General features: G+C 66.9%; 12 protein-coding genes. 2 read left to right on the plus strand and 10 right to left on the minus strand.

Annotation, left to right across the window (positions count from 1 at the left end):
* Positions 1-46 precede the first annotated feature (46 nt).
* Positions 47-205, plus strand: coding sequence for a DUF3309 family protein (locus QTH91_RS13820; RefSeq protein WP_286660693.1), 159 nt, complete (start codon positions 47-49; stop codon positions 203-205).
* A gap of 15 nt (positions 206-220) precedes the next feature.
* On the opposite strand, the gene fabG is transcribed toward QTH91_RS13820, so the two are convergent.
* The 10 genes from fabG to QTH91_RS13870 all read right to left on the minus strand — a co-directional run bounded on the left by fabG (position 221) and on the right by QTH91_RS13870 (position 9,853).
* Entirely contained in the window at positions 221-952 is a 732-nt protein-coding gene (gene fabG / locus QTH91_RS13825) for a 3-oxoacyl-ACP reductase FabG (RefSeq protein ID WP_286660694.1), read from the minus strand.
* The gene (locus tag QTH91_RS13830) at positions 949-1,416 is read right to left on the minus strand and encodes a hotdog family protein (protein ID WP_286660695.1); all 468 of its coding nucleotides are present in this window, start codon (positions 1,414-1,416) and stop codon (positions 949-951) included. The genes fabG and QTH91_RS13830 overlap by 4 nt, the downstream gene beginning before the upstream one ends.
* Positions 1,413-2,204: a class I SAM-dependent methyltransferase gene (locus QTH91_RS13835; protein ID WP_286660696.1), complete on the minus strand. Its 792-nt coding sequence runs from the start codon at positions 2,202-2,204 to the stop codon at positions 1,413-1,415. The genes QTH91_RS13830 and QTH91_RS13835 overlap by 4 nt, the downstream gene beginning before the upstream one ends.
* A 51-nt stretch (positions 2,205-2,255) precedes the next feature.
* Positions 2,256-3,053, minus strand: a complete 798-nt coding sequence (locus QTH91_RS13840) for a polysaccharide deacetylase family protein (protein WP_286660697.1) — start codon at positions 3,051-3,053, stop codon at positions 2,256-2,258.
* 67 nt (positions 3,054-3,120) lie between these two features.
* Positions 3,121-5,535, minus strand: a complete 2,415-nt coding sequence (locus tag QTH91_RS13845) for an MMPL family transporter (protein WP_286660698.1) — start codon at positions 5,533-5,535, stop codon at positions 3,121-3,123.
* Between the two features lie 19 nt (positions 5,536-5,554).
* Positions 5,555-6,172 carry a LolA-related protein gene (locus QTH91_RS13850; protein ID WP_286660699.1) on the minus strand — a complete coding sequence of 206 codons (618 nt, stop codon included), beginning with the start codon at positions 6,170-6,172 and terminating at the stop codon, positions 5,555-5,557.
* Complete coding sequence (locus tag QTH91_RS13855) at positions 6,144-7,088, minus strand: lysophospholipid acyltransferase family protein (protein ID WP_286661568.1); 945 nt, start codon at positions 7,086-7,088, stop codon at positions 6,144-6,146. Before QTH91_RS13855 ends, QTH91_RS13850 begins: the two co-directional genes overlap by 29 nt.
* A gap of 47 nt (positions 7,089-7,135) precedes the next feature.
* Complete coding sequence (locus QTH91_RS13860; protein WP_286660700.1) at positions 7,136-8,881, minus strand: AMP-binding protein; 1,746 nt, start codon at positions 8,879-8,881, stop codon at positions 7,136-7,138.
* A gap of 10 nt (positions 8,882-8,891) precedes the next feature.
* The gene (locus QTH91_RS13865) at positions 8,892-9,518 is read right to left on the minus strand and encodes a COG4648 family protein (RefSeq protein ID WP_286660701.1); all 627 of its coding nucleotides are present in this window, start codon (positions 9,516-9,518) and stop codon (positions 8,892-8,894) included.
* A 23-nt stretch (positions 9,519-9,541) separates the two neighbouring features.
* Complete coding sequence (locus QTH91_RS13870) at positions 9,542-9,853, minus strand: phosphopantetheine-binding protein (protein ID WP_390368777.1); 312 nt, start codon at positions 9,851-9,853, stop codon at positions 9,542-9,544.
* Positions 9,854-9,954: 101 nt separating this feature from the next.
* On the opposite strand from QTH91_RS13870, the gene QTH91_RS13875 reads away from it, so the two are divergent.
* Positions 9,955-11,475, plus strand: a complete 1,521-nt coding sequence (locus tag QTH91_RS13875) for a helicase HerA-like domain-containing protein (RefSeq protein ID WP_286660702.1) — start codon at positions 9,955-9,957, stop codon at positions 11,473-11,475.
* Positions 11,476-11,490 lie beyond the last annotated feature (15 nt).

An 11,490-nucleotide genomic window follows, 5' to 3' on the forward strand; every position in this document is an offset into this window, starting at 1 on the left:
GTCGAAGGACGATTCACACATTCCGCCACAACAAGGAGAAAGCTGAATGTCCCTGTCCTTCATCCTGCTGATCGTGCTGATCCTGCTGCTCATCGGCGCCCTGCCCAGCTGGGGCTACAGCCGCAGCTGGGGCTACATGCCCAGCGGCGGCGTGGGTCTCGTTGTCCTGGTGGTGGTGATCCTGCTGCTGATGGGATACATCTAGCCTTCGCCGCAGATCTCAGATCATTCCACCATTGATCGAGATCACCTGGCCAGTGATGTACGCCGCATCATCGCTGGCCAGGAAGGCCACCAGCGCGGCCACTTCATCAGGGGTGCCTGCCCTCTTGGCGGGCACCATCTGGTCGATGAGGGCCTTGTCGAACACGGCATCGGCCATCGGCGAGGCGATGATGCCTGGGGCCACCGCGTTCACCGTCACACCCCGCGGCGCAACTTCAAGCGAAAGCGCTTTGGTGGCACTGTTCAATCCACCTTTTGCTGCGGCGTAATTCACCTGTCCCCGATTGCCGGTCAGCGAAGCGACCGAGGAAATGTTGACGATGCGCCCCCACCGCGTGCGCAGCATCGGAAGCACGAGCGGCTGCGTCACGCGAAAGAACCCGTTGAGCGACACATCCACCACTTTGTGCCATTGCTGAGGCTGCATGCCAGGCAAGACGGCGTCGTCATGCACGCCAGCGTTGTTCACCAGGATCTGGACTGGCCCTTCGGCCAGGATGCGCTCGCAGGCTGCGGCACAAGCCCCGTCACTGCGAAGGTCGAACACGTGGCATTGCGCCTTCCCACCCGCTTTGATGATCTCGGCAGCAAGGGCTTCAATCGCATCCGGGCGCGAGTTGGCATGCAGCAGCACCGTCGCGCCGCCCGCCGCCAGGCGCTTCGCGATGGCTTCACCCAACGCACCACTGGCGCCAGTGACGAGGGCGCGCTTTCCGTTCCAGTTCATGCGAGGCCTTCCTTAGGCAATGGCGAGTTGAGCACGACGACCGCCCGGCCCTGTGCCAGCATGCGGCCGGAGTTGTCGTCGACCTTGAATTCGTAGAGCACCTGTCGCTCGTCTCCAGACAAGCGACTCGCGCGCACTTGCAGGTCACCCGTGACGGTATCCAGTCTTGGCTGACCGAACTGCACGTTGCGCACGCTGGCCAGATAGCCCGCGCTGGCAGCCTGTCCGGGCGCCGCGAGCAAGCCGCCGTGCAACGCCATGGCCTGCGCCGCATATTCGATGGCGCACGGCGCCATCAAGCCACCGCTGCTGCGAAGCGGGTTGTCCGCGCTGCGGTGCGTGCCCGTGCTGCAGCGAATCTCGTCCGCATTCCAGTGATCGAGGCGCTCAAGAAGGCACATGCTGCCGCTGTGAGGGATGCGTGCGGCAATGCCGGCACGGTCCAGCGTCGAGGGATTGGTCAAATCGTGTCCTTGATGGGCGTGGGCTTGAGGTCTGCAACGAGCAGGACATTCGCAAACGGCGTGCCCTGGCTCATGGGCTCGCTGCGCACGGCGAAGCCAAGTCTTTCGAGCTGGCCAATCCAGTCGGACAGCGGCCGCCCCCAGGTGGGCGGCACCCGATGGCCCCGAACGCGCGTCACCGTGTGATCGACCCATTGGCTGATCGAATAGCCGAGCGCCCTGGCCGAGTCGCCGACGCGCAGCAACAGCCGTGGCGGCGCAGCGCCTGGGCCTGCATCGGCGGCGCCTGCCGCCAGCGCTTCTCGGACGCGCACCAAGACCTGCTCCTGAGCCGCCGGATCGACGTAATGCAACACATCGAGGATCACCACCAGGTCGCTCGGCGGCAGCACAGTGCTGCACATGTCGGCGCAGACGAAGGCCGGGGCCGGCCGAAGGTGGCCGATCGATCGCTCGGCCCGCTCCACGTCGCGCGACATCAACTCGATCCCGGTGTAGCTGGGCGCCTGCGGCGTTGGCGACCAGTGGGACGGCCACTGAGCGCCAGCCTGCATCTGGCTCATCGACGACAGGAGGCTGGCGAGCAGGCCCTGGCCACAGCCGATGTCGAGCACGCGCCGATGTCCCGCGGCGATCTGCCCCTGCTCCACCAGCCAGCGGAAGACAGGGTCACGCCCCAGCTTGCCTCGCGCGAAATGCCAGGCAAAACGCCCAGCCCTGCGGTAAGGCTGGGTGGCATGGGCATGCAGGCGACGCCAATGCACGTCGGTGCTCGTTGGATGGCTCATGTCTGACGAAATCTCTGGTCTCATGCTTGTCGCGCGGCTACGGTCAAAGGCTCAGTCGCGCAGCCCCTCGTCCAGCGTGACCGATCGCAGGTCCTGCTGGCGCATGCGCTCGAACAGCAGGGGCAAGACTGCAAGCAACACGGGCCTGCCGTCCGCCATGCGTGCCGCATGCCCATCGTGCAGCAGCAGGATGTCGCCACCGCGAAGCTCGTTCGTGAGCCTTGCCAGAACGCGTTGCGGATCGGACTCGCGGGTGTCGAAGCCGCGGCGGGTCCAGCTGACGAGTCGAAGGTCGAGTCGCTGCAGCACCGGCGCCAGGAACATGTTGCGGAAACCGGCCGGCGCGCGAAAGCAGGTCGGGCGCCGGCCCGTGATCTGCTGGAAGACCACTTGCGCTCGTCCGATCTCATCGGCGTAGCCTCGCGGCCCCAACACCGAGAAGTTATGCCGGTGCCGAGCGGTGTGGTTCTGAATATCGTGGCCCCGAGACAGGATCTCGCGGGCCAATGCTGGATGCACCTGCACGCGCTCGGCAATGCAGAAGAACGTGGCGCGCTGCCCAGCTGCGTCAAGCAGGTCGAGCACGAGCGGCGTCACCTCGGGGTCGGGCCCGTCGTCGATGGTCAGTGCAATCTCGCCGCTCCGCGCTGCGCGCTCCGGCAAGCGGGTGATGTTTCGCCCGAGCAGGCTGCTGCGGGGCGTCAGGCCCGCCGCCGTGATCACCACGTGGTTCAGCACCAGTGCCGCGACCGCCCAGGCAAGCGCGCCCGGGACGAGAAGCGCCGCGCCGATCGCCACCACGTGCACGCCCAGGCTGACGCGCACGAAGGGCGCCAGCGGCCTGAACATTTCAAGTGGCGTGGCGAAAGACATTGGCGATCGGATCGGCGGGCTGATGGGAAGGCGCCATTGTCCCTCAGAGGGATCCGCCATCCACGGGGGCTTTGGCAGGCCGGGCACGCACGAAAGCGGCGGACAACAAGAGCGCGAGCAGCGCACCGGGCGCCACCACGCGCCCGATGGCCGACAGCGATGGAATCTCCGAAATCGCGATCAGGCTGAACGACACGACCGTCGTCAGGTTGGCCAGGAACAGCGATGCCAGCGTGTCTTCATCCGCATGGCCGGTTTCGCGCAGTTGATCGAAGAAGAGCGCGTAGTTCGACCCCACCGCCACGACGAGGAGCAGCCCCACCAGATGCAGGATGCCCAGCGGCACGTCGAGCGCCGCGAACGTGCCCAATGTCAGCAGCACAGCCCCCACCAGCGGGGTACACACGGTCAGGAGCCGACGGCCGGAACGCAGGTACAAGCCCAGCAGGACGACGACCGCCAACGCGCCCAGCAGAACCTGCACGAAGGCCTCGTTGAGGTAGTGGGCGTACAGCGCCCTCAGCTCGTCGCCGACATCGATCAACTGCGCGCTTGGAAGGCCCGACAACGCCGCCTTGAGGCGCGCGGCATCGAAGCCCTCGCCGGTATGCAGCGAGATCACGGCGCTGTACCCCTCGCCATTCGGGCGGGCCATCAACATGGTGCGCACCATCGGACCGAGCGGCCCATCCTGCAGGTCGGCCGGGAGGATGGGCGGCATCTGGCGGGCCGCCTGCGTCTCGGTGATGAACGGCTCCAGACGGGCTGCCGACAAGGGCAGGCCGTTCAGGGCCTGGCCGAGTCGTTGCCGCAGGGTGTCGGCATCGGGCAGGCTTTCGGTGCGCGCACGCTGCGCTGAGTTGCTGGGCAGCACGCGAGTCACGGCATCGAAGCCCGCCAGTTGCCCCGAATCGACGAGCGGCTGCAGGCGCGAACTCGCCCCCTCGACCGCCTCGAGCGTGGATTGCAGATCAGCGCCCTGCACCATCACGAGCGTGCTGGCATCGCTCGCGCCAAGATCGGCGCGCAATTGCGCATCGAGCTCCTGGGCGCGGGTCGGCACGGGGCTCATCGCGCCGAGCCCTGCACGCCAAAGGCTGGCGTGCTGCCAAGCCAGCAACGCAGCGGCGGCCAGGCACAGGCCCAGCAACGGCCACCGCAGCCTGGGCAGCCCGCGCACCACGGCGCCGGCCAGTTGCGCCATGTGACGGCGCAGGCCTCGACCCGAAGCACCATCGGGCGCGAACACCGGCAATACATAGCGGGTTGCAAGCGCTGCGGCGATGAGCCCGGCCACGGAGAACATGCCCAACTGGGCAAGCCCAGGAAAGCCGGAGAAGACCAGTGCGCTGAAACCGCACACCGAGGTCATGACGCCCAGGCGCACGGTTGGCCAATGCACATTGCGCCAGTGGCGCCAACCGCCGCCCGTCACGCCCTCGGCACGACCCTGGCGCGCCTGGATCAGGTAGTAAATGGCGTAGTCGATGGTCTCGCCGATCAGGGTGCTGCCAAAGCCCATGGTCAGTCCATGCACCTGCCCGAAGACCAGGGCGACGGCGGCCGTGCCGCCGACGACGCCTGTGGCCACCGGAAGGATCGACACGGCGAGCGCGCGTGGCGAGGCAAAGGCCAGCAACAGGAGGCAACCCACCACCAGTGCGCCGACAGTGGCCAGCTTCATGGCTTCGGCCTTGATCTGGTCGCGGCTTTGCACCGAGAACACCGGCGCGCCGGTCAATTGCAGTTCAGGCGTAGCGCCCTTCAGGTTGCGCGTGGCCTCGGCATAGGCCGATTGCACTTGGCTGATGGCCGCCGCCTGGGCGTCGAGATCGCTGCCTGCGGCGCGTGTCGTCGCCAGCAGTATGGCGCGCGGCGCAGAGCGCGAAACCCAGACACCGCTTTCCGTTCGGGGGGCCGTCGCCGGAATGAGACCTTCGGCGATGCGCTGCATCTCGCCGGTCGGATCGCGCTCCATCAGCGGCCTGATCGCATTGCCGGCGGGCGTACCGAGCATCGACAGGGTGTCGAGCACGGCATCGCGCAGCCCGTCAACGCTGAACCGCTGTGCGTCGACATCCGCGGCCAGTTGATAGCGATGCGCGAAAAGCCATTCGCCAGCAGCCGTCCAATCGCTGAATTCGCCGTTCTGAACCAGGTCGAACTGGCCACTGGCTCGCAGCTGCGCCGCCATCGCCCGTGAAACCTGTGCGCGCTGCGCCGCGTCGGCGCCACCTTCGATGCCCACCAGCAGACTGCGCGAAGCCACGCCGCCTTGCAGCTGTTCCATCAGCATCTGCTGGCGCGGGTTGGGGTGGTCCGGAAGAAAGGCCGAAAGGTCGGCGGTAAAGGGCGTGCGCGAGATCACCCACACGCACACCGCCAGCGCAGCCAGCCAGATCAGCAGGGGCAACGCACGGCGCGGCCTGAGGTCGTGGTTCGCCAATGCCGGGCCCATGCGCAGTTCGCCTCGAGGGTCAGGAAGGCTTCTTGGGCGCACCGCGCTGCGGCACGATGCGCATCACCGAACGGTCGCCGCCGATGAACTCCATCTCGACGCCGAGCACGTCGCCACCCCGCCCCGTCAGGCGCAAGGTGCGGACCTGAGCGGCAAGTCGCTCGTCGACCGGCGTGAGCTGAAGCGTCCACGCGGCCTCGGTGCCGCCAAGTTCGGTCTTGAACTGCTGGCGCAGCACCCGCGCGTCCCCACTGAGCGTGCCCCGAAGCGCATCCACCATGCCGCGCAGCTCGGGCATGCTGTCCAGGGCCAGCGATCTTGTACGACCGCCGCGAGACAAAGTCAGTGCATTGCCGTCGACCACCATCGATTCTTCGCGCGGCGACTCGGTGCGGCGTACGAGCTTGTCGGGCGCGGTGAAGCTGAGGCTGCCACTCGACTCGAGCGGCCCTTCGATGCCCCGCACGAAGCGTTGTTCGGTAAAGCGCGCCTCGCCCTTCGGCTGCGCCGCAAGCCGGGACATGAGCGTATCCAGATCGAAGGCCCAGGAGACCGAAACCGTGCACAACAAGCAGAGCGCCAAAAGGGCGCGAGCGCGTCGCACAACTTCACCGAGCATCTTCTTGCCAGAAGTCATGGAAATTGAACCAGTTGTAAGGATGCTCGCGGCACAGGGCCTCGAGGCGGGCGACGTAGGCTTGCAGCGCGTCTTGAATGGCCGCTTCGCGCTGCCCGGGCGCAACGGCGCTGAAGTCCGCCAGGGCTTCGAAGCGAACCTCGTAGCGATTGCCGCCCAGGTAGGCACCGGCCATGAAGAAGGCTTTGCGCCGCAGGAGCGCCGCCAGGCGGAACGGGCCATCGTTGAACTCTGCAGGGTGCCCCAGGAAATTGACCGTTCGCGAGCTCCCGCGCTGCCCTTGGTCTTCGGCGCGCGGCGGCAGGGTGCGATCGGCCAGCAGGCCGGCAAGGCCACCGGCGTCGAGCCAGTCGCGCAGCTGCAGCATGGAATCGGGTTGACCGAGCGGAATCACCTCGGGCCGGCAGCGCTTGTCGCTGATGGCCGTCAGCACCGCATGAATGCGCTGGGCGTTGTCCAGGTACATCAACATGGCCAGGGGCAGGCCTTCTGGCTGCTCGCTGGTCTGCCGGCTGGCGCCGACGGCCTCGAAGCTGCCGACGTGCGCGCCGAGCAGGAATGCCCCTCGCCCACGCGCCAGCTCCGCATCCAGGGCTTCGTGGCCCACGACCCGCAGGTCGAACAGGTCCATCCGTCCGCGCAGGAAATAGAGCCGGTCCAGCACCGTCGCGGCGAAAGCGTGGATGAGCCGATAGCCGTCGCGCCAGTTCGACCCACGGCCAATGGCGCGCGCCAGATAGCGCTTGACATGCCGCCGAGGCCCTGGCGAGAACATGAAGAAGTAGAGGGTCAGCGGATGCAGCACCAGCCGCGCCACGCGCCGCCCGCATGCCAGCGCCAGTGCGCAGAAAAAGCGCAGTGCCAGCAGATTGCTTCGCTCGGGCGTGCGCGCCCAGTGAGCGCTGGACTCGCCCATCGCGGCCGCGGCGGTGGTCACGGCCTTACCGGGTCCCGCTGGAACGCTCACTTGTCCGACTCCGAACCCGCCGTCCAGCGGCCGCTGGCGGCCAGCACGTCGCCGCGATGCACCTCGAAGCGGACGCCACGGCTAGGGCCGCTTTCTGGAACCATGGAGATCGTGAGCTGCGCCCCCGGCCCCACGGGCGCAAGAAACTTGGCCGCGGCGAGGCTCGGACGTTCGCCCAGGCGAGCGGCGAGCGCGGGCACTTGCGCGAGCGCCTCCATCACTTCGGCGAGGATGAACGCCCCCGGCAACAAAGGTTGGCCCGGAAAGTGGCCCGCAAAAGCAGGATGGTCTGCCGGCACCTCGCGCGTGAGGCGCACCGTCTCGCCCTCTCCCGCCAGTTGCGCCAGCGCGAACTCGCGCAGCGTGCGAACGGTCAGCTTGCCAGTGGCTTCGCGCGGCAGTGCCTGCACTCGTAGCACGCGCCGCGGCACGAACACCGTTTCCAGGCGCTCTCGCAGCGCGGAAATGATCGACTCGGATGAAAGCTCCGGCGCCACCACGAATGCCACCGGCCGGACCACGCCATCGGTCACCTCGTCGGGGATCCAGAAGGCGCCGTCCTGCACGCCTGGAATGCTGTTGAGGTGGTAGTTCAGGTGCCCGAGCGAACTGCGCCGGCCTGCCACATGGATCAGGTCGTTGGCGCGGCCAAGCAATCGAAAACGCTGGTCATCGATCAGCTCCAGCACGTCCGCCATCGGCGTGGGCGCGGGCACGAAGTCGCCCTCGACGATGTAGCGCTCGGCCGCCTCGCCATCGTCGCCCGGCGCGTCCTCGCGCCGCACGCGGATGTCGCCCAGCATCTCCCAGACCTCGCTGCCCGTGGTGTGGCGGGTGGCGATCTGGCCGGTTTCGGTGCTGCCGTAGATCTCGATCAATGGCCCGCCCAGCGCCTGCTCCGCCTGTGCGGCGAGCTGGGGCGACAGAGGCGCCGTGGCCGACAGCATGAAGTCGACCTGCGGCAACTCGATGCCCGAAAGCAGGAGTGTCTTGAGATGGAACGGGGTGGTCACCAACGCGCGCGGACGCGGAACGGCCTCCAGCGCGGCCACGATGTCGGCCGGGAAGAAGGGGCGGGACGAATCGAAGGCCGCGCCGGCGAGCATCGCCAGCAACGCGGAGGACTCGAGCCCGTAGCTGTGCTGGACCGGCACGGTGGCGACCAGGGTCAGACCTGCAAGTGATTCCCGACCGAACAGGGCAGAGAGCCGGGGCGCGGCGGCAGCAACGTCGCCCACCAGAGTCTCCCAGCGCTTGGCGTGGGCTTGGGGCACGCCGGTCGAACCGGAAGTCAGCAGGCTCACTGCATGGGCACCTGCCGCAATGCCCGGGACGGCGCCGACCACTTCCGAAGACGACTCGGAAGCATCTTCCTGATGCAGATCGACCAAGTGGCAGTGCAGGCCGGGCGCATTCAGCTGCGCGTCGTCCGTCAGGACATAGGTGCTGCCGCCAGGCGTTGCCAAGCGCGCGAGCGTGTCGGCGCGGGCATCGGGCGGCAGCAGGCTGGCATGCCCCCGAGAGAGCGCGGCGCCAAGCCCGACCGCAAAGGCGTAGCGATCGCTGCAGAGGTTGAGCACAGGCCCTTGCTGCGGCAGTTGCTGTGCCAGACGTTGCACGTCGAGCAAGTAGCGGTACCCGCTCACCGGGCGCCCTGCTCGCCATGCCAGGGGCGCGGACAGGTCGCGATCGGCCAGCAACGGCAACGGGGCAACGTCGGACATATCGGAGCGTGAAGTCATCGGTGAAGGGTCATTGCGCGCGGCCGCGCCCCATGGCGACGCGCACCACATCGACCAGGCGCGACCGCTCGAATTCCGGATGCAGGCGATAGCGCGCGAAGTGTTCCCCCAGGAACAACGCCACGATGAACAACGGCGTGAGCACGTTGGCCAGGAGGGACCAGGCTTGGAACGGCAGCGTCAGGTAGGTGAGGACAGATGCGGCAGCCATCGCGGCAAAGTAAAGCGCCCACATGCCCGTCACCTTGGCTGTGTAGGTGACGTGGTCGGACGTCAGCGGATGGATGCGTTGCGCGAATTCACCAATCAGCGAAAGGCGGCCAGCCCGCAGCGTGCTGGCAAACCACGCGCAAAGCACGATGTTGATGCCCACGTGTTGCATCACGTACAAGCGGTTGGGGTTGCCGGCCTCACCACGGGTGATCTCGTAGATGCAGAACGCGCCCAGCAGCAGCGTAGCGAGCGCACCCAGCCGGCCGAAGCGACTGGCCGCCAGGCCCACCAATGCCAGCCAAAGTGGCGCGAACAACGCGGCAAGCGCCCAGGGCGCAGCCGCGTGGTAGAGCATCATCCAATGAGACAGCCCGGCATAGGCCGCACCGCCCGCCAGCCACATTGCCAAGCGCCAATGCGACATCGGCCCGGGGCCTTCCGGCGCGCTCAGGGCGCGGTTCGGTTCTCGGCCACGTGCGCGGCCAGGTTGCGCAGCGAGGCGAAGATCACCTGATTGCGTTCGTCATCCGAGCGCAACTGGAAGCCATAGCGTCGCGAGACTTCGAGAGCGACTTCGAGAATGTCGATCGAGTCGAGGCCCAGGCCGTCACCGTACAGGGGTGCTTCTGGCGCGATGTCCTGAGGTGCCACTTCGAGATTGAGCGCTTCCACCAACAAGACGGCCAGCTCGCTTTCGAGGGGGGATTGTTGGGTGGCGTCGCCGGACGCGGTGTTGGAGGACTCGGCAGGCAAGGACAAAGAAAAACTCCTGTGGGGATGGGCCCGAAGGCACGTGCGGTCGATTATAGGGAGAGGCTTTGGATAGACTGCCGCTATCTACCCGCATCTCGGAGCATTCAATGGCTGCCCCCCTACTCCTCGCCCGGCACGAAACGATCGAATGCTCGCTGCTGCCCGCACTGGCCAACCGCCATGGCCTGATCACCGGGGCCACCGGAACCGGCAAGACGGTCACGCTGCAGACGCTCGCCGAAAAGCTGTCGGGCATCGGCGTTCCGGTGTTCATGGCAGACGTCAAGGGCGACCTGACAGGGATCAGCCAGGCCGGCACCATCGGCGAGAAGATGGCGGGTGTGCTCAAGGAGCGGGGCATCGAGCCGCCCTCGCCCATCGCCTGCCCGGTCACGCTTTGGGACGTATTCGGCGAGCAGGGCCACCCGGTTCGCGCCACCGTGTCGGACATGGGGCCGCTGCTGCTGGGCCGCATGCTCGACCTCAACGAAACCCAGGCCGGGGTTCTCAACATCGTCTTCAAGATCGCCGACGACAACGGCTTGCTGCTGCTGGACCTCAAGGACCTGCGGGCCATGCTGCAGTACGTGGGCGAGAACGCCAAGGAATTCACGACTGCTTACGGAAACATCAGCGCGGCCAGCGTCGGCGCCATCCAGCGCGGCCTGCTGGCGATCGAGGCGCAGGGCGGCGACAAGTTCTTCGGCGAGCCGATGCTCAACATCAGCGATTTCATGCAGACGGTTTCGGGCAAGGGGGTCATCAACATCCTTGCTGCCGACAAGCTGATGAATTCGCCGCGGCTTTACGCCACCTTCCTGCTGTGGATGCTGTCCGAGTTGTTCGAGCAGTTGCCGGAAATCGGCGACCCCGATCAGCCGAAGCTCGTCTTTTTCTTCGACGAGGCGCACCTCTTGTTCAATGAAGCGCCCAAGGCGCTCGTCGAGCGCATCGAACTGGTGGTGCGCCTGGTGCGTTCCAAGGGTGTCGGGGTCTTCTTCGTCACGCAGAACCCACTGGACATTCCCGACACGGTCCTGGCGCAACTGGGAAACCGCGTCCAGCATGCGCTTCGCGCATTCACGCCACGCGACCAGAAGGCCGTCAAGGCCACCGCCACGACGATGCGCCCCAAGCCCGGCCTGGACATCGAGGCGGCCATCACTGAACTCGCCGTCGGCGAGGCGCTCGTCAGCCTGCTTGACGCCAAGGGCCGTCCGAGCGTAACGGAGCGCGTCTATGTGCTGCCGCCGGGCAGCCAGATCGGCCCGATCAGCCCTGCGCAGCGTCAACAACTGATTTCGGGCTCGCTGGTGGCTGGGGTCTACGAAAAGGTGGTGGATCGCGAATCGGCTTACGAGAAGCTCAAGAGCCGGGCCGAGAGCGCGCCCGATGCGCCGGCCGCCGCAGGCAAGCCTGGAGCGGCGAAGGAAGAGGAAGGCTCAATGCTCGGCGGGCTCAACCTCAACGAGTTGCTGTTCGGATCCACAGGGCCGCGCGGCGGCAAGCGCGACGGATTGGTCCAGACCATGGCCAAGTCGGCCGTCCGCACGATGGGTACCACCGCGGGCCGGGAGATCCTGCGGGGCGTGCTGGGCGGTATCTTCGGCGGCAAACGGGGCCGCTGAGGAAGACGGCGTCAC

Source organism: Variovorax dokdonensis (assembly GCF_030316895.1).
GTDB lineage: Bacteria > Pseudomonadota > Gammaproteobacteria > Burkholderiales > Burkholderiaceae_C > Variovorax > Variovorax dokdonensis.

Bases quoted from the DNA above. Each gene is read 5' to 3' on its own strand.
- QTH91_RS13845 (WP_286660698.1), bottom strand. From the start codon at position 5,535: ATGGGCCCGGCATTGGCGAACCACGACCTCAGGCCGCGCCGTGCGTTG.
- QTH91_RS13820 (WP_286660693.1), top strand. From the start codon at position 47: ATGTCCCTGTCCTTCATCCTGCTGATCGTGCTGATCCTGCTGCTCATC.
- QTH91_RS13860 (WP_286660700.1), bottom strand. From the start codon at position 8,881: ATGACTTCACGCTCCGATATGTCCGACGTTGCCCCGTTGCCGTTGCTG.
- QTH91_RS13865 (WP_286660701.1), bottom strand. From the start codon at position 9,518: ATGTCGCATTGGCGCTTGGCAATGTGGCTGGCGGGCGGTGCGGCCTAT.
- QTH91_RS13835 (WP_286660696.1), bottom strand. From the start codon at position 2,204: ATGAGCCATCCAACGAGCACCGACGTGCATTGGCGTCGCCTGCATGCC.
- QTH91_RS13875 (WP_286660702.1), top strand. From the start codon at position 9,955: ATGGCTGCCCCCCTACTCCTCGCCCGGCACGAAACGATCGAATGCTCG.
- QTH91_RS13840 (WP_286660697.1), bottom strand. From the start codon at position 3,053: ATGTTCAGGCCGCTGGCGCCCTTCGTGCGCGTCAGCCTGGGCGTGCAC.
- QTH91_RS13850 (WP_286660699.1), bottom strand. From the start codon at position 6,172: ATGACTTCTGGCAAGAAGATGCTCGGTGAAGTTGTGCGACGCGCTCGC.
- fabG (WP_286660694.1), bottom strand. From the start codon at position 952: ATGAACTGGAACGGAAAGCGCGCCCTCGTCACTGGCGCCAGTGGTGCG.
- QTH91_RS13855 (WP_286661568.1), bottom strand. From the start codon at position 7,088: ATGGGCGAGTCCAGCGCTCACTGGGCGCGCACGCCCGAGCGAAGCAAT.